Here is a 22,902-nt window from a genome sequence, read left to right as displayed (position 1 = left end):
GAGCACACGATGACCATTCTTGCGAGATTCACGAAGGACCCGGGCGAGGTCTTCGATTACGACATCGCCTACCCCACGACCGAGCTGCCGGCCAGCGACAGCATCGCCGACGCTCAGGCCACGGCGCAGTGCATCGGCGACCTCACCAACACGGCAATGACCGTGGGCGTGGTGACGTTCTCGAATCGCCGCTCCAAGGTGTGGCTGGCGGACGGCACCGACAAGAAGGACTACCTCATCACCGTGGTGGCCACCAGCGCGGGCGGGCGGATTCTGGTGGACCACTTCGTCCTGAAGGTCAGGGGGACCTCCGCATGAAGATTGTCCTGGCGGGCTTCACTGGGGAGAATCGGGCCGTTCACCCGACCCTGCTCCCGGAAGGCGCGGGCGTGTCTTCGCGCAACCAGAAGCCGGGGCGCGGCGACCTGCGGCCGCTGCGCAACCCGCTCGACGTCGCCACCGTGCCTTCGGGGCGCTCGACCATCTACCGCATGGGGCGCGACGTGGCGAGCGATGCCGACTACTGGTTCTCGTGGACCGGCGTGGTGCATGCCATGCGCGGCTTCATCACCGAGGACACGACGGAGCGCACCTTCTACACCGGCGACGGCATCCCGAAGCAGACCGACAACACGATCGCGCTCGCCTCGACCCCCTATCCGACCGCCTGGCGCGCGCTGGGCGTCCCGGTGCCCACCGCCGTCCCCGCGCTTACGGTCCTCGACGCCGGCGCGGCCACGGACACGGAAATCCGCTACTACGTCTTCACCTATGTGACCGACAAGGGCGAAGAGAGCGCTCCCAGCCCCGTCTCGCTGCCCGTGAGCGGCAAGACCGACGCGACTTGGACGATCAGCAATCTCGCCGCGCCTCCTTCGGGCCCGTATGGCATCAACCGCATCCGGATCTACCGCACGCAGACCGGGCAGCAGGGCGACACCGAGTTCTTCTTCCTGCGCGAAATCGTCTCCACCCTCGACACGACGACCGACGACGGCCGCGCGCTCGGCGAAGTGCTGCCCACGGACGGTTGGCTGCCGCCCCCGGCAGATCTGAGCTACCTCACGCCGATGTGGAACGGCATGGCTGCGGCGATCGACGCGAGCAGCGGCTCGGTGCGGTATTGCGTGGCCTACAAGCCCTATGCGTGGCCCCCGGCATTCGAGACGCTGCCTCCGGACGCAAAGGCCGTGGCGCTCGGGCGCTTCGGCCAGGCGCTGCTCGTGCTCACGACCGCCAAACCGGTGCTGGTGTCGGGCGCGTCTCCCGATTCCCTGTCCGAGGAGCCGATCCAGTTCGCCGAGGCGTGCGTGGCGCCGCGCTCCGTCGTCAGCCTGGGCCATGGCGTGGCCTGGGCATGCCCCGATGGCCTCGCCTACTACGGTGCCAGCGGCGCGAAGATCATCACCGCAGGGCTCATGACCCGCGACGACTGGCAGGCGATCAACCCGGAGAGCATCGTCGGCGGCTGCTACGAGGGCGCCTACATCGGCTTCTTCACGCAGGGCGGGGTGACGAAGGGCTTTCTGGTGGATCCGCTCAACCCGACGGGCCTGTTCTTCCTCGACAAGGGCTACGACGCGCTCTACTTCGATGAGCTGCAGGACGCGCTCTACGTGCTGGACGGCTCGACCGTACGCAAGTGGGACGCAGGCCCCGACGTGATGACTGCCACCTTCCGTTCGGGGGTGCTTCGCCATCCCCGCACCAACTTCTCGAGCGCGCGCGTCGTGGCCGATGCCTTCCCCGTGACCGTCAAGATCGACTACCTTGGGGTTGATGCAGAGCTGGTGCCCAAGGTGATGGCGCGGCGTCCCGGGCTCTTCACCAGCCCCGATGCCACGACCCTGCGCTACACCAAGACGGTGATCGACGGCGAGCCCTTCCGGCTGCCGGGCGAGTTCGAGGCACTTCGGTGCCAGGTTGAGCTCGCCACCACGCAGCCCGTGCAGCAGTTCGCGATGGTGCAGAGCATGGGGGAGCTGGCGCCCCTATGAAGCCCGACAACCGCAAGAGCTTGCCGGGCACGAAGGCCGGCAACATCCTCGACACGCTGCGCGAGTCCGTGCAGACCTACCTCGGGCTCCAGGGCGACAAGCTCGACCGCGGCATCACCGTGCGGGATCTTGCGAACGCGGGCCTGATCGACGTGAGCAAGACCTACCTTGCGGGGGGCTCACGCAACCCCATCGGGCGCGTCAACACCGTCATCGGCACGCCGGGCTCGGGCGGGACCATCGTCGTTGGTGGCGACACTTACGAGCCGGACCTGACGCCACCGCCGAGCCCCAGCGGGTTCACGGTGGGCGCGGGCATCAGCTACCTCTACATCGAGTGCGCGAATCAGGTCTACACCGTGGGCCATGGGCATGGCACCACGAAGCTCTACGGCGCCAAGCGCACGGGCGGGCCCGTGCCGACGTTCTCCGATGCCGTGCTGCTCTCGACCTTCGGGGGCACGGTCTATGCCTATCCCACGGACCCCAACACGACGTGGCACCTGTGGATTACCTGGGTGACGAAGGATGGCGTGGAGTCGCCCGCGCCCGCAGGCGGCACGAATGGTCTGGTGGCGGTCACCGGGCAGGACGTGCGGCTGCTCTTCGATGCGCTCACGGCGGCGGCGACGAATCCGACCTCGCCATACTCCCGCGTCACCTTCCGGGCCACGCAGTTCTATGTGGCCAGCGACCTCGACCCGGCCGCCGCGCCCATGTTCAGCGTCGTCACTTCGCCGATTACGCTCAACGGCGTGGCCGTGCCCGTCGGCGTCTACCTGCGCGAGGCGTTCATCCAGAACGGCACCATCACCAACCTGAAGGTGGCCAACGGCGCGATCGACAACCTCAAGGTCGCCAACGTCAGCGCGGACAAGATCACGGCCGGCACCATCGCCATTGGCCAGTACATCCAGTCGACCAACTATGTCGCCGGCCAAAGCGGCTGGAAGATCAACGGCATCGGCAATGTGGAGTTCAACAGCGCGGTCTTCCGAGGGAGCGCGTTCGTCGGCAACGGCTCGGTGGGTGGCATTCTGGTTGCCCCCGACTACATCCAATCGAGCAACTACAACGGCACGGGCACCGGCTTCCGCCTGGGCGCCGATGGCACGCTGGACCTGCCGGGCGGCTCCGTCAACGCGCAGCAGCTCAACGTGGGCAACGGCGCGAACCTGTTGAACAACTCGACGTGGATCGACCGGGGCGGGCAGAACGCGGCCATCCCGATCGGTTGGGCCACCGGGAACGCCGAGTCGGTGCCGCAGTTCTATCGCTCCCCTGTGAGCTTCCCGACGTGGTGCCCGCCATCGGCTCAGGGGCTCGTGATGGAGGCCTCGAATGGCCCGATCGCCAACGCCTACATGCTCGCGCAATGCAGCTTCCCGGCCATCCCAGGCCGGCGCTACGAGGCCCATGCGCTCAACGGCTCGCACCGCTGCAATTGCTACGTCGACATCCAGTGGTTCGACGGCAATCAGGCCTCCCTCGGCACCTCGTCGGACAACCAAGTCACCAACGACAACGGGCTGAATGTCGGCCTGGGCGGCGGCACCCGGTTTGACCAGTTCAAAAAAGTGGGCTGCTTCGGCGTGGCGCCGAGCACCGCCTCCTACGGGGTCATCCGGCTCATCAAGGGGCAGACCAGCGCCGGGCAGACGAGCAGCTATGGCTTCTGGCTGCAGCCCTTCGTGGGCCTCGCACGCACCAAGCAGACGGCGTTCTCGGACTACTCGCCCAGCGGCGTCGGAACGGTCATCACGCCCGGGGGTATCAGCACGCCGAGCCTCGCGGCCCTGAATGCGATCCTGGGGGACTGCTATGCCGGTTCGCTGCGCGGGGGGTCGTACACGGGCTATGGCTGGCCCACCAACGGCGACGGGGGCTTCTACCTCGGCCCCAATGGGCTCCTGCTCGGCAACTACAACACCGGGCAGTACTTCCAAGTCGACCGCGGCGGCAATCTGTACGCGCCAGGCTTCTACGTGCAGAACGGGGTCATGACCGTCTACGCCGCGAACATCATCGGCACGGCGCAGATCCAGGGCGGCGCCGTGACCACGATGGCTTGGGCACGTGGTGTCCAGCTCGCGCAAGTCGGAATCTCGGTGCCAGCTGGCGAAGTTCACTACGTCCATTGCACGGCTTCCTGGCAGGCCCGCCAAGGCTTTCCGAACCAGTACATCGGGCCATCGGTGTTCACCCTCACGGGTGTCCCGGACCAGAGCGTCATCCCGACGACGTACACGCAGGACGGCAACGGCGGCGATTCTGGCGGATTCGGCCCGACGACATGGACCGTACCACCCGTGACGATGACCTCGCTCCTGGCGCTCGGGCCCGGCTACTACATCGTCACGGCCAACACCAACAGCGGTTGTGACGCCACCCTCGTGTGCAGCATTGCCCGGAGGCCTTGACATGGAATTCACGATTCTCGACGAGTGGGGCCGGGTCATGATGACCGGCATCACGCAGCACTTGGACATCCCGCTCGCGCCTGGGCAGCGTGTCATCGAGGAGCAGGCGCCGCTCGACACCTACCGCTCCGGCGAGTCCTGGGTGAAGATCCCGGCCCAGCCGAGCCCCGTGCATGAGTACGACTGGTCGATCCATGCCTGGGTCGATCGCCGCTCCCTCGCCGTGCTCCAGGCCGAGAAGTGGGAGGAAATCAAGGCCGCTCGCACGCGCTTCATCGCCGCTGGGGTGGTGGTGGGCGCCCTCGGTCGCTTCGACGCCGATCCCAGCGCGGCCGTCAACATCACCGGGACCTACGCCGCGCTCGATGCCCTGCCCGAGGACTGGACCGTAGTCTGGACCCGCTTCGACAACAGCAGCATCACCTTGACCAAGGACCAGTTCAGGGAGGTCGCGCTGGCCGTGCTCGGCCACGTGAACCATGCGTATGACATCGCCCGCGGGCTGCGCGACCAGATCGACGAGTCATCTATGGACGGGCTCGCGGCCATCCGGTGGCCGGAGTAACCGGGTTTTCGACCCCCCTTGTTTTCCCAATACCCGCCTTTTACGCTCGTTCGGCCCGAGCTGCGGGCATTCAACTTGAGGGGCTTGGAACGTGCGTGCAATGCTCGCGGTGGCGCTGGCGAAGCAGATCGGGAATGTCCTGACGCCTGAGCTCGCCTGCGAGATTGCGCGGGAGGCCTGCAGCGACCCCGACCTGAGCATTGACCCGTGGCAATTCGAGCCTGAGCACAAGGGCGGTTACGTCTTCCAGTGTGAGCGCCTGATGGACGGGGGCCTCGAGCTTCGCCAGCAGCGCGCCAGCTACCTCTACGAGACGAGCGACGGCGCTCCGATCCGCACGAACTGGGCGCGCCTCATCGAAATGTCCCGCCAGGGGCGCCTCGTCATCTTCACCGTGCGCACGTCGACCGGAACCCTCGTGGGCAGCGTATGGCTGCTGGTGGGCGACAACATCGACACCGGCCGGCTCGCCGTGACCGACGACCTGCTGTATGTCGATCGCGCGCACCGCGGCGGGCTGGTCGGGCTTCATCTTGTGCAGTACGCCGAGCGTTGCGTCTTCGCCCTGGGGGTGCGCGAAGCCACGTTCCACTTCCGGCTCGAGAACGGCGCCGACCGCATGGCCAAGTTCCTCGGCTACCGCAGTGTTTCCAACAGGGTTACGAAGACCCACGACGGCGAGAACTTCGCCGACGTGCCTACCCGGCACAAGGAGGTCTCTCGTGATTCTTTCGTTTGAACAGCGACACAGCGCGGGCTACCGCCTCACGCCGATGGGCGGCGGCGGCAGCGTCGACAACAGCGGCCAGAACTACGCCGCGCGCATGCAGGCCGACCTTTCGCGCGAGCAGCTCGACTGGGCGAAGGAAATCTACGCCAGCACGGCCGACGAGCGCGCAACGACGTCCGACCTGGCGAACCAGCTTTCGCGCTCGCAGCTCGAGCAGTCCCAGCAGCAGACGGCCATCGCCCGGCAGGCGCAGGACGATTACAACAACACCTACCGTCCGCTCGAGCAGTCGATGGTGGAGGAGGCGAAGAACTACGACACGCCCGAGCGGCGCGCGGCCGCTGCGGCTGCCGCTTCGGCCGACGCCGAGACGGCGATCGCCGCGCAGCGCGGCGCCACCATGCGCGAGATGGAGCGTGCCGGCGTCAATCCCGCCAGCGGCCGGACGATCGCCATGCAGAGCGGGATCGACCTGGGCGCGGCCAAGGTCAAGGCGGGCGCGGCGAACACGGCCATGCGCCAAGTGGAGACGATCGGTGCGGCGAAGAAGGCCGATGCCGTCAACCTCGGCCGGGGCATCGCATCCAGCCAGGCCACGAATGCAGCCCTGGCCATGCAGCAGGGCAACAGCTCCGTCGGGAACTCCACCACTTCGCTGAACGCGGCCTCGGCTGGCGTCAACGGCATGCAGGCCGGCTTCCAGGGCGCGCAGCAAGGGCTTGCGAGCGCCGGCCAGATGTACGGCAACATCGCCTCGCAGCAGCAGTCCGCAGCCAACGCGGATAGCGCGAACACGAGCGCGGGCATCGGCGCGATCGCCACCATCGCGGCGGTTGCCATCTGATGACCTCGATGGCGCACCCCACGATCGACTCGCGCGCGGTGGTGGCGGCATTCCGTCGGCACGAGAACATCGCGCTTCAGTTCTCTGGCGGGCGGGATTCCACCGCCACGCTGTACCTGCTGCGGCCGTTTTGGGACCGCCTGACGGTCTACCACGTGGACAGCGGCGACCAGTTCCCCGAGACGCGCGCCGTGGTCGACCGCGTGGCGCGGGACGTGCCCATCACGATCATTCGCAGCGACGTGGAGGCCTTGCGCGAGGCTCACGGGCTGGCCAGCGACTTGGTGCCGGCCGACAACACGCACATCGGCCGCATGGTGTCGGGCCGGTCGATCAAGATCATCGGCCGCTACGAATGCTGCACTGCCGTCGTGATGAACCCGCTGCACGCGCGCATGGAGGCGGACGGCGTGACCCTGCTGGTTCGTGGGCAGCGCGACGAGGACTACGCCGCGCCCCCGCTGCGCTCCGGCCAGGCTGCCGATGGCTTTGAGGTCCTGTACCCGATCCAGCACTGGACCGGCGATGACGTCGAGAACTACCTGCGCGCCAACGGCTTGCCGGTGGCCGACTTCTACCGCGAAGGCATCACGCGGGCCAGCGACTGCATGACATGCACGGCGTGGTGGGGCGATGGCCTGACCCAGTACCTGCGGCGACATCACCCTGAGCAGCACGCCAAGCGCGCGGTGCGCCTGCAGCTCATCCGCGACGAAATCAACCATCAGGCCGCGACGTTGGCCGGCGAACTGGAGAACTGACATGGGATGGGGCAACGCACTCGCAGCTGCTGTGGGCGGCTATCTGAAGGGAACCAACATCGTCGAGGACCAGCAGGACCGCAAGGACGAGAAGGAATGGCGCGACGAGCGCCGCGCGCGCGTGCGCAAGGACGAGGCCAAGCAGGATTCGCTCGACCGCGACTTGCAGAGTGCCGGCGCGACCGTCGGCGTGACCGAGGGCGCGGGCGGCATGGTCAAGCCCGACACCATGGACAACCGTGATGTGGGCCTGCCTGAGAACGCTGCGCTGCCGAACCAGGGCCTTCAGCAAGGCGGCTTCTCCGTCGCCGGCAAGGCCTTTGCCGACCGCGCTGCTGCTGATACCGCAGCGGCGGCCGAGAACTCGCCCGACGCGGTGAATGGGCGCGTCGCGGGCGCCTACCGCAGGGCCGGCCAGTTCGACAAGGCGATGGCGATGGAGGCTGGCGGACGCACGGCCGAGCTTCAGAAGATGCAGCTCGCCGACGCACAGTGGAAGCGCGACCTGGGCGGCGCCATGCGCAACGGCCACGCCGGGCTCGCTTCGTTGGCGACCTCCTCGGAGGCCGGACCCATGAAGGGCATGAACGTGCAGGCCGTCGTCAGCGAGGACGGAAAGACCGTGACGTACTCGGCCGTCGACAAGGATGGCAACGTCGCGCCGATCCCAGGCCTGCCGCAGTTCTCGAACGACCAGAATGGCCTCGTCCAGGCCGCGTACATGCTCGACCGCACTGTGGACCCGTCGGCCCGCATGGCGCATCTGGACCAGCAGCAGCAGCGCGCGCAAGCGCAGGCCAACTCCGATCGCGCCTTCAACCAGCAGGCCAGCCAGTTCAACCAGTCGTTCGGACTTCAATCGCGCTCGGCCGACCGCCAGGACAAGCTGGCCGAAGTGCAGATCAAGACGCAAGACCTCGCCTATCAAGAGGCGCTGCGCGGCGCCAAGATCCCGCAGGCCGTGAAGCTGCAGGTCGATGGCTTGCGCAAGGAGCAGGACACCATCAGCTCGGCGATCGCCAAGGCGCAGGCCGACGGCAGCTGGCAGCCGGATGCACCTGGCGCGAAGGCCCTGCTCGAGCGGCAGGCGATCGTGAATGCGCAGATCGGCAAGCACCTTCAGCCCTACATGAAGGAGGCGGCCGCCACCGACCCCTTCAACCTCAAGCCGCAGGGCCGCAACGCCGGCGCGAATGGCGGGCAGGGCGGCGGTTCGGGTCGCGGCTCCGTTCCGGCCAGCTACAAGGACCCGGTGTGGGATTCGGCCGAATCGGAGGCCTCGAAGAAGACCGGCGTGCCCACGGAGGTCATGCGCATCATCCGCACCGTCGGCGAGCGCAGCAACAGCAATCAGGTGTCGTCGGCGGGCGCGCAGGGCGTCTACCAGTTCATCCCCAGCTCGCGCGAAGCCTTCAAGAAGAAGTACGGCGTCGACGCCTATTCGACCGACCCCAACGAGCAGGCGCTCGCGGCTGCCTACCACCTGAAGGAGAGCTACGACCGCACGGGCTCGTGGGACAAGGCGATGGCGGGCTTCAACGGGGGCGTGTCGGCCGAGAAGGGCACCAACGGTACCGCCGAGAACCGCAACTATTCGCAGCGGACCAGCAGTGCGCTCGCCGCGACGCAGGGCGCCGCGGACCCGATGGAGGCTCTCTACAAGCGCCAAGTCGCCGAGATGAACCGAGGAACCCGCGTGGAGTTCAGCCCGGACGTCTCCAACTGGCGCAAGACCAAGGACGCCGAGGCCTCGAAGGACAAGGAGCGCGCGGCGAAGGACGAAGAGCGCCGCTTCAACGCCGCGCAGACCGCGTTCCTGCAGCGCGAGAAGTTGGACGCCGAGAAGAAGTCTCGCGAGCTCATCGCGACCTCGAAGTAGCCCCGATCAACCCCAGCACCCAACCTCATGAACATCAAAGAGATCCGCGCGCAGCAGCCCGAGTGGGCGAACCTCGACGACCAGCAGATCGTCAATGTGCTGCATCAGGTCTACTACCAAGACATGGCCCCGGAGGCGATCGCGAAGGCGATTGGCGCCCAGGCGCCCGTGGCGCCGGTGAAGCCACGCGGCCTGGGCGGTATCGCCGCCGACGTCGGCATCAGCGCGCTCAAGGGTGCGATCGGCGTACCCGAAGCTGCGGTGGGCCTGCTCGACATCCCGACGGGCGGCGCGGTGGGCAAGTTCCTCGAAAACGAGGGCGGCACCATCGGCTTTCGGCCGAAGGAGGCCAAGGCCATGCTGGACCGGGGCTACACCGACCAGCAGAAGCAGGCGTTCAAGGCCGTCAACGATGCCCAGGGCGTGGGCGACACCTTCGTCGCGGCGCTGCAAAACCCGTCGGTCATCGGTCACAGCGTGGTCGAATCGCTGCCGAGCATGGGTGCTGGTGGTGTCGTCGGCCGTGGCGTCCTGGCCGTCGCGCCGCGCGTCGGTGCCGCAGTGGCGGGGGCGCTCGGCGAGGGTGTCGTAGGTGGCGGCAGCGCGGCCGAGCAGACCCGCCAGCAGACTCCCGACGGTCTCCTCACGCCGGCGCAGGCGGGCCTCTCCGTCGCATCCGGCGCCGGTACCACGGCGTTCTCCGTGCTCGGCGGCAAGGTGGCGAAGGCCCTTGGTATCCACGACGTCGACACCATGCTCGTTGGTGCGGTGCAGAACCCGGCCAAGGCGAAGGGCGTCGTGCGTCGCGTGCTTGAGGGCGCCATGTCCGAAGGCATCCTAGAAGAGCTGCCGCAGTCCATTCAGGAGCAAGTGCTCCAGAACGCAGCGCTCGGAAAGCCGCTGGACGACGGCGTTGACCAGGCCGCGGTGCTTGGCCTGCTCTCCGGCGCCGCGATGGGCGGCGGGGCCAACGTGCTCGGCGGGGGCCACCAGCACGCGGGCGCTGCGAACGATCCCAGCGACACCGCAGTACCGGCCGCGAACAGCCCGACCTTCGCGCTGCCGGCGCCAACCATCAATGTCGGCGCCGACGGCACCGCGACCACGACCGATCAACGCAACTCGGTCCTGGCCGACCGCGCAGCCCGCGCGGGCAACATCATTGAGAAGGGGCCGCTGGCTCGAGCTGCAGAGACCGCCACCGGCGAAGTCATTGACGTGGAGGCGAAGCCCGCGGGCGCGCTCGCGAAGGCCGCCGCGACCATCAACCCCCAAGGAGTCCCCAGTGAAAGTGCGGGCGATCAAGCGCCGGCTGATGAAGTCGGCCAACTGCTTCCCGGTGCGGGTGGAGCGCAGCTATCGGACGCTGCTGCCGCAGCTGCAGAACCCGTCGTGGCTGACGGCGTGGCGCCGGGCGTGCTGGGACAAGGGCCGGCCGTCGGCGCTGACCAAGCTCCTGAACAGCGTCCCGAACCTGCCGCTGTAGCGCCGGCGCCGGCTGCCGAGCCGGCCGCGCCCCAGGTGTTCCCCACCTACGAAGAGGCTGACACCTTCCGCAAGGAGCAGAAGGCGCGCGGCGCGACCATCACGGCGCTGCCCGTGCCCACGGAGGGCGGCTTCATCCTGGCGGCGCGCGGCACCCCGGAATACGCCGACGGCGAGAAGCTGCGCGACGAGCGCCGCGCGGCCAAGGCGCGCGCTGACGCGGGCATCCTCGACGGCGACATCCTGAACGGCAAGGGCGCCCCCTTCACGATCAAGCTGCCGGCGACCAACGCCATGAAGAAGGCCGGCCCGGGCCACGAGGTTGTGGCCGTCAAAGGTGGCTTCGTGGTGCGCAAGTCGGCCGCACAACCAGAGGTAAAGAGTGACCAAACCCAACCTGCAACCGCTCCCGCCGAAAAGGCCATCGAAGCGCCCGCCCCGGCGCCAGCCCCTGTTCAGCCCCGAGCTGAAGAACTCGCTGCTGGACCAAGCGGCAGTGCTGCAGCACTTCGACCGGCCGCTGATGCTCCTGCCGCGCCGGCCGCAATAGCCGATCGCGGCGAGGTTGTTGAGCACACGACTGGGCGCGGCCGCGTGCTGCGCGGCGTGTGGCGCGCCGACCTCGACGAGGCGCAGGCCAAGGCCATCGACCCCTCGACGTGGAGCGTGAAGGGGAAGGGCTGGTTCATTCGCGAGAAGCACCTCGAGCAGCTGCCGCCTCTCGCTGCCGCTGAACAGAGTTCGCACGCGGACTCCGCGCCCGAGGCTGCGCCGGCGACGGAAGCAGCGCCGATCGTCGATGCAAAGCAGCAGAAAGCCGACGCTGAAGGCGCGCTCCTGAAGTTCTTCGAGAAGCAGGCCCGCGAGGGTGCCAGCAAGCCGATGCCCGGCATGTCCGGCAAGCACACCTTTCAGGTGGGCGGCGCTCCGTTCAACAAGGACAGCGAGACGACCGTTAGCGGGCCCGGGCTCGGCGCGGGCCTGAAGATCAAGCACGATGCGCTGTGGAAGAAGGCGCAGGCGAACATTGCGGCCGAGCGCGGCGCGGCGCCGGCACCGGACGCCCCCGACATCGAAGCCCAGGTCGCTGAAATGCTGGCGCCTGGCAGCAAGACGGAATCCGTCACGGTGCCCAAGGGCATTGAGGTGCCCGAGGCGATCCTGCGCGCGCAGACGGACCGGCGCTCGGACCCCGGCTACACCATGAAGCCGACCGCCGATGGTGGCGTGGTGCTGACGAAGAAAAAGGCGCCGGCCGACGCACCCGCCGCCGCGCCAGCGCCCGCCGCATCGGCCAACAAGATCTTCACCGAGGACGCCGCGGCTGCCGCGCGCGCCCGCATGAAGAAGAAGCTCGGCACCGTCAACAGCGGCATCGACCCCGAGCTGCTGCAGGACGGCATCACGCTCGCCGGGTATCACATCGAGCGCGGCGCGCGCACCTTCGCCGCCTACGCCAAGGCCATGCTCGAGGACATGGGGGAGGGGATTCGCCCCTACCTCAAGCAGCTCTATATGGCGCTCAAGTTCGACCCGCGCGCGACCGCCCTGGAAGGCTTGGATGGTGCTGCAGCCGTTGAGGCTGTGGATGTAGACAGCATTGAACCTGCGGCGCCGGCCGCTGATACTGGAGGCAAGGAGAATGGAAATGCAGCACGCAACGTGGATCGCCCAGGCCAGGGAGCACTGGAAGGAGCACCTTCCGAAGATGTACGCCCGGCTGGAGAAGGCGGGCAAGCTGGAGAAGGCGCTGACGGACGCCGCGGACGCGACGGCGGCGGGGATGCGCGTGCTGACGACGCAGGGCGCGACCTGGCAGGAAGCGTGGGAGCAGGTTCGGGAGACGTATCTGTTCCTGCCGGAGGAACCCGAGCAGCAGCCCCGGATGCGAAGAAGCCAAGGCTACCTAGCGCACCGCGAGCTGATGCAGGCAAAGTCGGACTTCGACCCCAACAAGCGGGACTGAACCTTGAAACGGGGCCGAATGAGGCCCCCAACGCGCCCCCGATCGCGGCGCCGCAGATCAAGGCCGAAGACTTCACCATCGAGGATGACCTCGGCCTGGGCGAAGGTGGCCAGAAGACCAAGTACCGCAACAATGTCGCCGCGATTCGGCTGCTCGCCGACCTCGAGGCCTCCGGCCGACTGGCGACTCCTGAAGAGCAGAAGGTTCTCGCCAAGTACGTCGGCTGGGGCGGCCTGCCGCAGGCCTTCGACCCGAAGAATGCCGACTGGGCCAAGGAGCACGCCGAACTCACGTCCCTCCTGAGCCCGGAGGATCTGGCCGACGCGCGGCGCTCGACCAGGTATGCGCACTACACGTCGCGCCCCATCATCGTCGACGGGATCTACGCCGCGCTGCGCCGCTTCGGCTTCAGTGGCGGCAAGACCCTGGAGGCCGGCGCCGGCGTTGGCAACTTCTTGGGCCTCATGCCCGCCGACATGCGCAGCGCCGGCCGCTTCACGGCCATCGAACGCGAGCCGTTTTCCAGTGCCATCGCGAAGCACCTGTACCCGCGCCAGATCGTGCTGCGCGAGGACTTCACGCAGTTCAAGGGCAACGATGCCTACTTCGACGCGGCCGTGGGTAACCCCCCGTTCGCGAGCGATCCGCAGACCGACCAGAGCGGGCGCAAGCACCTTTCCGGCCTGAGCCTGCACAACTACTTCTTCGCCAAGGCCGTCGACATGCTGCGCGAGGGTGGCGTGATGGCCCAGGTCGTCACCAACTCGTTCCTCGATGCGAAGACCGACGCCGCGCGCAAGTACATCAGCGACCGCACCGTGTTCCTGGGCGCGATCCGGCTGCCCAACAGCGCCTTCGCCAAGAACGCCAACACGGAAGTGACGACGGACATCATCTTCCTGCAGAAGCGTCCGGACTCGGAGGTTGGCGGGAAGGCCGCGCGCCTGGATGCGAAGCGCTGGCTGAACACCGGCACGTACACCGATCGCCAGGGCAAGCAGGTCGCGCTCAACCAGTACTTCATCGACAACCCGCACATGATGCTGGGCGACTTCGGCGCCTTCGGCACCATGTACGGGCCCGACCAGCCGGCGCTCGTCGCGCGCGCCGGCCAGGACACGCTCGCGATGCTGAAGGAGTCCGTGGGCAAGCTGCCCGAGGGCGTCTATCGTTCCATCGCTGACACCGGCTCTGCCGACAAGACCAAGGCTGCCATCGTCGCGCTGAAGAACCCGACGGTGCAGGAGGGCGGATTCTTCAACGAGGGCGGCAAACTCATGCAGCGCCTGCCCGACCTGGGCGGCGAGGCGCGCGGCACCGAAATTACCCCGTCGACGCAGTGGACCGAGAAGACCACGCTCGGGGAATCCGGCTTCGCCCGCATCAAGGCGCTGGCCGACATGCGCTCGACCCTGCGCGGCCTGATCGCGGCGGAAATGGCCGACGACGACAAGGGCATGGGCCAGCTGCGCGCCACCCTGAACCAGCAGTACGACGCCTACCGCAAGGAGCACGGGCTCATCAACGACCCGAGCACCTTGCGCGTGTTCGACGATGACCCTGACTTCCCCTTGCTGGCCTCGCTCGAGCACAACTACACCCCCGGCGTGGGCCCGGCCGCGGCGAAGCGCCAGGGCATCAAGCCCACGAAGTCGACCGCGAAGAAGGCTCCCATCTTCGACCGCCGCGTGGTCGCCGCCCGCACCCAGGTGCGCAAGGTGGAGACGCCCGCCGATGCGCTCGCCGTCTCCATGGCCGAGCGCGGCAAGCTGGACGCGGCCTACATCGGCAAGCTCCTGAGCCGCGACCCCGACGACGTGCTGCGCGAACTGAGCAACGGCGAGAAACCCGCGCTCTTCCGCGACCCGGCGACTGATGAGTACGTGCTTCGGGACGCCTATCTGTCCGGCAACGTGCGCGCCAAGCTGGCCCAGGCCCGCGAAGCGGGGATGTCGGCCAACGCGCGCGCCCTGGAGGAAGTGCAGCCCGAGGACGTGGGCGCAAGCCAGATCGTCGCGCGTGTGGGCTCCCCCTGGGTGCCCGAATCCGCCTACGAGGACTTCGCCATGATGCTCTTCGGCGAGGGCACCAAGGCGCGCGTCCGCTACATGAAGTTCAACAGCAGCTTCCAAGTCGACATCACGCCGGCAAACGACGTCGCGTGGCGCACGACCTTCGGCACGCCGAAGATGAACGGGGGCGAGATCCTCGCGGCGCTGATGAACAACCGCGCGATCAAGGTCACCTATCGCGACTCGGAGGGGAAGACCCACACCGACGTGGAGGCGACCGACCTCGCCAACGCGAAGGCCCAGGAACTGCGCGACAAGTTCGGGGATTGGCTCTTCGCCGACGGCGAGCGCGCCGAGAAGCTGGTGCGCGCCTACAACGATACCAACAACAACTACGTCACGCGCGTCTACGACGGCTCAATGATGGACTTCCCGGGCAAGGTGCCCGATGAAATCATCCAGTTCCGCCGCCACCAACGCAACGCGATCGCGCGCACCGTGCAGGACCGCACGGCGCTCTATGACCACGTGGTCGGCGCCGGAAAGACCTTCACCGTCGTGGCGAGCGCCATGGAGCTCAAGCGCACGGGCCTGGCTGCGAAGAACATGGTGGCGGTGCCGAACCATCTGGTGAAGCAGTGGGCCGCGGACTTCTATCGCCTCTACCCTGGCGCCAACATCCTGACGGCCACGAAGAAGGACTTCGAGAAGGCGAACCGCCGCAAATTCCTGGCCAAGATCGCCACCGGCGACTGGGATGCCGTGGTCATCGCGCACTCGTCGTTCGGCTTCATCAAGCCTGCTCCCGAGTTCGAGGCCGCGTTCAATCGCCGCGAGATTGAGACGATCGTCGCGACCATCAACGCGGTCGAAGAGGGCGACGGCGACAAGCCGCAGAAGAAGCGCACGATCAAGCAGCTCGAGGCAGCGAAGGAGAAGCTGGAAAACCGCATCAAGGCCTTGCGCGACAAGCCCATGGATGACCTGCTCGACTTCGAGCAGATCGGCGTCGACCAGCTCTTTGTCGACGAGTTCCATATGTACAAGAACCTGATGTTCAGCACGAAGATGCAGAACGTCCAGGGGCTTGGCGACGCGGCGGGCAGCCAGCGTGCCTACGATATGTACGTGAAGATCAACCAGATCTTCGCGAAGAACGGGCGCGACCAGGGCTTTGTCGCGGCAACCGGCACGCCGGTGTCGAACTCGCTGGCCGAGATGTACCACATGATGCGGTACCTCATGCCCACGGCCATGAAGGAGCTCGGCTTCGAGAGCTTCGACGCCTGGGCCAACACCTTCGCGAGCGTGGAGCAGGTCTGGATGCAGAAGCCCAGCGGCGACGGCTTCAAGGCCTCCAGCCGCATGAGCAACTTCGTCAACACCCCCGAACTGCTGAAGATGTTCGACCAGGTGTGCGACACGGTGACGATGGACGACATCAAGGCGGCGTACCGCGAGGAGAACGACGGCGCCGAGTTCCCTATCCCGAAGCTCAAGGGCGACCGCCGCACGCCGGTGTCGCTCGACAAGACGCCGGCGCAGGAAGCCTACATGCAGGAGCTGGCCGAGCGCGCCAAGATCCTCGAGGCACGCAAGGGCCCGCCGAAGAAGGGCGAGGACAACGTGCTGGTCATCATGGGCGACGGCCGCAAGGCTGCCATGGATATCCGGCTGGTCGACCTCGACCGCACCGAGCGGGAGCCGGGCGGGCGCATCGACCGTTCGAGCGACGCGATTCTGGAGCGGTACCGCAAGTACCAAGCCGTGAAGGGCACGCAGCTGGTGTTCTCCGACCTGGGGACGCCGATCAAGCATGCGAAGGCCGAACTGAAGGAGTACGAGGCGCTGCGCGCGCGCGTGGCGCTGGCCACCGACGATGTGCTGGCCTCGGCGACCCTCGGCAACGAGGCGGCGATGGCGATCGCGGAGGATGCGGAGGCAGCCCAGGAAGAGCTCGACAACAAGGGCCCCGACTGGCTGGACGCCGTGAAGGCTGCGGAGCGCGGCTTCAGCGTGTACGACGACCTGCGCGCGGCGCTCATCGAGAAGGGCATCCCGGAGGCGGAAATCGCCTTCATCCACGACTACAACACGGACGACCAGAAGGCCTCGCTCTTCCGCAAGGTCAACGCCGGCGAGATTCGCGTGCTGGTGGGCTCGACCCCGAAGATGGGCGCCGGTACCAACGTGCAGGAGCGCCTTGTGGCGCTGCACCACCTTGACGTGCCCTGGCGGCCGTCGGACGTGGAGCAGCGCGAGGGCCGCATCATCCGCCAGGGCAATGCCCTGATGAAGGAGCTTGCAGACTTCGAGGTCGAAATCCTAGCCTACGTGACCAAGGACACGCTGGACATGCGCATGTGGCAGGTCCAAGAGACGAAGCTGAAGATGATCAACCAGCTGCGCACCCGCAAGGTGGGCCGCGAGATTGACAACGCCTTCGAGGATTTGGAGCTGTCGGCCGGCGAAATGCAGGCTGCGGCCACGGGCAATATCGACCTGCTGCACGAGATTCAGCTGCGCGCGGACGTGAAGAAGCTGGAGCAGCGCAAGCGCTCCTTCGACGCCAACCGCAACGAGCTGGAGACGCGGCGCCGGCGCAACGCGGAGCGGCTGGCCGAGCTGCCGGCCAAGATCAAGAAGGGCGAGGCCAATGCCGAGCAGGTCAACGCCTATGCCCAAGATGCCCAGGCGCGCCTCGACTCGTTCAAGGCGACCATCGACGGGAAGGAATACACCGACTGGCGCGAGGCCGCGGCGCGCTTGCGCGAGATTGACGAATCGACGGTCAAGACGGTCGACAAGGCAGGCAACGAGGTTGAGCGGGCCGCGCCTATCTCCGTCGAAATCAACGGGGAAACCTACACGGCGCGCGCCGCGATGGCCGACGCCTTCGCCGAGCTTCGCGGTGACGTGGATCCGATCGTCTGGAATGTGAACGGCGAGGACTATCGCCGGCGCTCGAAGATCGGCACCGCCATCCGCCAGGGCGTGATCGACGCGATCGCGGACCAGACCGAGAAGCCCGTGGGCACCATCGCCGGCTATGACGTCGCCGTGGAAGGCTCCATGGACAAGGCCGGCACGGTCATGATGGACGTGACGCTCTCGAAGGACGGGAAGACCGTCGCAACCCGGGACTTCCACGTGCAGGACACCGGCAAGGCGCCGGAGCGCGTCGTCAGCCTCGTGGGCGGCATGCTGCACAGCATCCCCAGCGACCACAACTACCTGAAGCGGCAGCTCGCGCAGGCGCAGAAGGAGCAGGCAGACCTCGCCGAGACTGACGACATGGGCGAATGGCCCGATCAGCCGAAGCTCGAGCAGGCCCGTGCGAAGCACAAGGAAGTGCTCGGCCGCCTGGCTGGGAAGGCCCCCGGGGGCGCGGCGCCCGAAGCGGCGCCGGCTTTCAGCCTGGGCAACGGTAGCGGGATGTCCGTCACCGGCGTGAAGCGGGCGGTGGACGCGATGGTGTCGCAGTGGACGAACCCGCCCCCCATCGTGATCGCCGCGAGCATGAGCGATCCTGAAGTGCCCGAGGCCGTGCGCCGACACAACGCCGGCCAGAACGCCCAGGGCGCCGAGGGCGAGCCGGAGGCCTTCTTCTACAAGGGGACGGTCTACATCCTGGCCGACAAGATGACGACCGAAGAGGACGTGGCGCGCGTCCTCTTCCACGAAGCCCTGGGGCACTTCGGCCTGCGCGGCGTGTTCGGGGAGAACCTGAAGCCGATCCTGCAGCAGTTGGCGGCAATGCGCCGTGGGGACGTGGCAGAGAAGGCCCGCCAGTACGGGCTCGACATGAACAACGAGCGCGATCGGCTGATGGCTGCCGAGGAAGTTCTCGCCGAAATGGCGCAGACCCACCCTGAAGCGGGCTTCGTGCAGCGTGCCATCGCCGCCATCCGGACGTGGCTGCGCGCCCACGTCCCGATGTTCAAGGGCCTGGAGCTGACCGACGGGGAGATCCTGCGCAACTACATCCTGCCGGCGCGCGACTGGGTGGAGCGCGGCCAAGCCAGCCAGGCGCCGAGCACCGAGACGATCGCGTACAGCAAGGAGCCGGCTGCCGGCGCGGCCGCGCTGGCCGAACTGAGCAAGGCCGACGACCTTTTCGCGCTGCCGAAGTCCGACAAGACCACCGTGGAGGGAATCGCGGCCGACAACGACCCTGGGATCAAGGTCCGGAAGCTGCCGCCGTTCGCCGGCCGCACCGACTACCAGTTGACGGCGCCCGATGGCATGACCGCTCGCCTGATGGTGCGGGAGCCCAACCCCTACGGGCCGAGCCTCTACGGCTATGACGTGCTCGACGGCGAGATGAACGGGCAGCTGACCGAGCGCCCTGGCGAGAACCCCGAGGACGTGCCGCCGACGGGTGATGTGTGGATCGACGTTTCGCTGCTCGATCGCGGCGGGAGTTCCTTTGGGTCCGAGGTCTACAACATTGCGGCCACCTACGCTCACAACACCGGGCGCATCTTCATCGGCGACCCGGCAGGCCTGAGCGACCATGCCCTGCGCCGGCGACTGGAGCAGATGATTTCCAGCGCGCTCAAGTTCGGCACCACGGCCCACTTGGCGCCGCACCCCGACCAAGTGCGCGGCGGCAAGGGCGTCCCGGGGCTGAAGTGGGTCTACGGGGACGATGTGGGCAACGTGGAGCGGATGATTGCCGCTTCGGTGAAGGGTATGGATAATGCCTATCCCAACTCGAAACGCATCACCTTCGACGCCGCAAATGGAACTTTCCAACGCACCGACACCGGAAGAGCGCTTTCTAGAGGACAACTGGCTGCCGGATTGGGAGAATCCGACGCCGACGGAAGCGCTGCAAGAGGCCGCATGGCAGAAGCTGGTGAATCTGGCTGGCGAACTGTCGCGCGAACTGCTGTCTTCCGTGCCTTGGCACGCGGAGAAGGCGGCGCGGGAGCACGCTCTGACGGGCGACCCAATGAGCTACTGGGGGGGCTTCTTCGTCATGCGACCGGGCTCGGATCCAACGCGCCTCGTGAACGAATCTTCTACAGCCGAAGCCAAGCGGCTGGCGGCGGAATTCAAGGCGACGAGGACGGAGCACGGGCGACTGGGCGCACTGCGCAGGCAGGAGCTTCTGGCCCAGTTCCGGGCGCAACAGGGGCAACCCGTACCGGCCTGAACGACACGCGCGACTGGCGCGCCAAGGCCAACGATCTGGCCTCGGACCTGTTCAAGTCGCCGGGCGTGGTGGGCTGGTGGCACAAGACCGTCGGCACCATGCACGATCTGGCGCAGCGCTCGCCCGCGTTCAAGCGGGTCTACGACGCGGTGCAAACCTTCCTTCAGGACGTGAGCTACTACGCCACGGAAGCCGCCGACCTGGCGCCGCGAATCTTGCCCAAGCTCGAAACCCTCCGCGACCTGAAGAAGGGCGCGCTGTCCGCCGAAGACACGAAGGGCCTGAGCCGCCCGGTCTTCGAGGGAACGCTGGTGTGGGGGCGCGACGAGGCCGGCCGGCTGGTGAAGATGGAGGATCTGCAGAAGCGCTACGAGGCGCTGTCGACCGAGCAAAAGGCGCAGATGCTGCTGCGCAAGCGGATCGTGACCCCCGAGCAGCTCCAACGCTGGCAGGCCTCCAAGATCGACGTGTACGAGGGCGCGGTGCGCAACCGCTTCGAGGCAGAATTCCTGAAGCCCGGCGTGGTGTTCACCGACGCCGAGCTCAAGGCCACGTTTGGCTCGACCCCGCAGCACATCGGGCTCTACAAGGAGTTCCGCGCCGCGATCGACAAGAGCCTGAACCGCCTGGGCGTGGCCGAAATGCTGCGCTTCGGCGGCAAGGACACGGCCGCGCTGCGCGACATGGTGCTCGACGCGCCCACGGCCGCCGACGCCTCGATCCTGCTGCGCGACCACCTGATGGCGCTCGCCGACGAGCAGCCGGAGCGCCGGGATGTGCTCATGGACACCGCCAACAAGATGGTGGAGAAGGGCGACAAGATTCAGGCCCTGATCGACCGCGGCTACGCGCCGCTGTCGCGCTATGGCCAGTACACGCTCGACGTGGTGGACGCGAACGGCGAGCGGGTCTACTTCGGCATGTTCGAGGGCCGGCTCGAGCGCGGCGCCATGGCCCGCAAGATGCGCGAGAACTTCCCCGACGCGACCATCAACCAAGGCACCGTCAGCGAGCAGGGCTACAAGCTCTTCAACGGCATCACGCCGGAGACGCTCGAGCTGTTCGGGGAAATGGTGGGCCTGGAGTCCGACGGCGACGACGTGCAACACCAGATGTTCCAGCAGTACCTCAAGCTGGCGAAGAGCAACCGCTCGGCCATGAAGCGCCTCATCGAGCGCAAGGGCATCGCCGGCTTCAACGAGGACGCCGGCCGGGTCCTGGCGGGCTTCGTCTACTCCAATGCGCGGCTGACGTCGCAGAACCTGCACGCTGGCGAGATTGCGCAGGCCACGCAGGACATTCCCAAGAGCGAAGGGCAGCTCAAGGACATGGCCGTCAAGCTCTCCGACTACGTGCGCAACCCCCAGGAAGAGGCACAGCAGATCCGGGGCATGCTCTTCGCGCAGTACATCGGCGGGTCGATCGCCTCCGCGATGGTGAACATGACGCAGCCCTTCGCCGTGACCATGCCCTACCTGAGCCAGTACGGCGGCATCGCCAAGTCGGCAGCCCGCATGAAGCAGGCCGTGGCCGACGTGATCAAGAAGACCACCGGGGACGCCAACCTCGACGCCGCGCTCAAGCACGCCGAGGCCGAGGGCATCGTGGCGCCGCAGGAAGTGCATCAGCTGCTCGCGCAGGCGCGCGGCCAGGGCGCGCTCAAGGCCGGCGACGGCACCCGGTTGGGTGACGCCCGGGCGATGGCCGGCAACGTCGCGTCCAAGGTCATGGTGGCGTGGGGGAAGCCCTTCAGCCTGGCCGAGCAGTTCAATCGGCGCGTGACCTTCATCGCGGCTTACCGCACGGCGGTGGAGCAGGGCATTCCCCACCCGGCGAAGTTTGCCGAGCAGGCCATCGCCGACACGCAATTCGTCTACAACAAGGGGAACAAGCCTCAGTGGGCGCGCGGCGCTGTCGGCGGTGTCGTCTTCACGTTCAAGCAGTACAGCATCAGCTACGTCGAACTCCTGCACCGCATGGCAACCCAGGGCGGGCCCGAGGGCAAGAAGGCGGCGCTTTTCGCCCTGGCGATGCTCTTCCTGATGTCCGGCGCGGGCGGCGTGCCGTTCATGAGCGATGCCGAAGACGTCGTGGACGGGATCATGCAGCGCCTGGGCTACAGTTTCTCGACCAAGCAGGCGCGCCGGCAGTTCCTGATCGACACGCTGGGCGCCGGCGCGGCCGAGTTCGTGGAGCGTGGCGTGTCCGGCGTCCCGGGCGTGCCGATCGACGTTGCCGGCCGGCTGGGCATGGGCAACCTCATCCCCGGTACCGGCCTGCTGGTGAAGAAGCAGGACCACACCAAGGACGTCACCGAGCTCCTCGGGCCGGCCGCAGATCTGGTGCAGCGCGGCTACCAGGGCGCCGGCATGGTGCTCGACGGAAAGCCGGTGCAGGGTGTCGTGGGGATGCTCCCCAAGGCGGCCGAGAACGTGCGCAAGGGCCTCGAGGTCATGGTGGAGGGGCAATACAAGGACGCCAAGGGCCGCAAGGTGATGGACGCGACCCCGACGGAGGGCCTCGTCAAGATGCTCGGGTTCCAGCCCGCCGCGGTGGCGCAGGAATCCGAGAGGGCCTTTACGACGCAGACGATGGTGTCGCAAAATCGCATGGTCAAGCAGGACTTCGCGGCAGACATGGCGCAAGCGGTCTATGAGAAGGATGCTGCAGCACAGCAAGCGGTGCGCGATGAAGTGCGCGAGTGGAACCGCAAAAACCCACACTCTCCGATGACCATCGACATGGCCGGCGTCCGCCGTCGTGTCATGGCGATGCGCCAGGACCGCGCTACCCGGCTCGCTCACGCGGCGCCGAAAGCCATCCGGGCCGATGTGAAGGCACAGCTTCAAGAAGGGGCGAACTGATGTGGGCAGCAGCAAGCGTGGTACTCGGAATCGTGATGGCGGTGACCGTCGATTGGCGCGTCACCGTGGGGGCGGTCATCCTGGGGGCGGTGTGGTGGTATTGGCCCGACAAGAGCGACCCCCCTTGATCGGGGCATAGCCCTGCACCTATAAACGCAGGGCACACCTACCGGGGCACGCGGTCCACCAAGGACCCACATGCCCACCCAATCCACGGC

Annotated in this window: 10 protein-coding genes; all 10 read left to right on the top strand. The window is 67.2% G+C overall.

The window, feature by feature from the left end:
- The first annotated feature begins 9 nt into the window (after positions 1-9).
- Positions 10-318, top strand: a complete 309-nt coding sequence (locus AC1DNF_RS18220; RefSeq protein WP_478150017.1) for a phage fiber-tail adaptor protein — start codon at positions 10-12, stop codon at positions 316-318.
- Positions 315-1,997: a hypothetical protein gene (locus AC1DNF_RS18215; protein WP_478150016.1), complete on the top strand. Its 1,683-nt coding sequence runs from the start codon at positions 315-317 to the stop codon at positions 1,995-1,997. The genes AC1DNF_RS18220 and AC1DNF_RS18215 overlap by 4 nt, the downstream gene beginning before the upstream one ends.
- The gene (locus AC1DNF_RS18210) at positions 1,994-4,417 is read left to right on the top strand and encodes a phage tail tip fiber protein (RefSeq protein ID WP_478150015.1); all 2,424 of its coding nucleotides are present in this window, start codon (positions 1,994-1,996) and stop codon (positions 4,415-4,417) included. Before AC1DNF_RS18215 ends, AC1DNF_RS18210 begins: the two co-directional genes overlap by 4 nt.
- Before the next feature lies 1 nt (position 4,418).
- On the top strand, positions 4,419-4,982 hold the full coding sequence (locus AC1DNF_RS18205; protein WP_478150014.1) for a DUF4376 domain-containing protein: 564 nt from the start codon (positions 4,419-4,421) through the stop codon (positions 4,980-4,982).
- 100 nt (positions 4,983-5,082) lie between these two features.
- On the top strand, positions 5,083-5,721 hold the full coding sequence (locus AC1DNF_RS18200) for a GNAT family N-acetyltransferase (RefSeq protein WP_478150013.1): 639 nt from the start codon (positions 5,083-5,085) through the stop codon (positions 5,719-5,721).
- A complete protein-coding gene (locus AC1DNF_RS18195) occupies positions 5,705-6,556 on the top strand; it encodes a hypothetical protein (protein ID WP_478150012.1) in 852 nt (283 codons plus the stop codon). Before AC1DNF_RS18200 ends, AC1DNF_RS18195 begins: the two co-directional genes overlap by 17 nt.
- 8 nt (positions 6,557-6,564) lie before the next feature.
- On the top strand, positions 6,565-7,317 hold the full coding sequence (locus AC1DNF_RS18190) for a phosphoadenosine phosphosulfate reductase domain-containing protein (protein WP_478150011.1): 753 nt from the start codon (positions 6,565-6,567) through the stop codon (positions 7,315-7,317).
- Between the two features lies 1 nt (position 7,318).
- Positions 7,319-9,196, top strand: a complete 1,878-nt coding sequence (locus AC1DNF_RS18185) for a transglycosylase SLT domain-containing protein (protein WP_478150010.1) — start codon at positions 7,319-7,321, stop codon at positions 9,194-9,196.
- Positions 9,197-9,223: 27 nt separating this feature from the next.
- On the top strand, positions 9,224-22,684 hold the full coding sequence (locus AC1DNF_RS18180; protein ID WP_478150009.1) for a PLxRFG domain-containing protein: 13,461 nt from the start codon (positions 9,224-9,226) through the stop codon (positions 22,682-22,684).
- Complete coding sequence (locus AC1DNF_RS18175; protein ID WP_478150008.1) at positions 22,684-22,812, top strand: hypothetical protein; 129 nt, start codon at positions 22,684-22,686, stop codon at positions 22,810-22,812. The genes AC1DNF_RS18180 and AC1DNF_RS18175 overlap by 1 nt, the downstream gene beginning before the upstream one ends.
- Positions 22,813-22,902 lie beyond the last annotated feature (90 nt).

Source organism: Variovorax sp. 01T432, assembly GCF_056398605.1.
The sequence above is the reverse complement of the archived record's forward strand: the minus strand, read 5'-3'. Positions and strand labels throughout refer to the sequence as shown.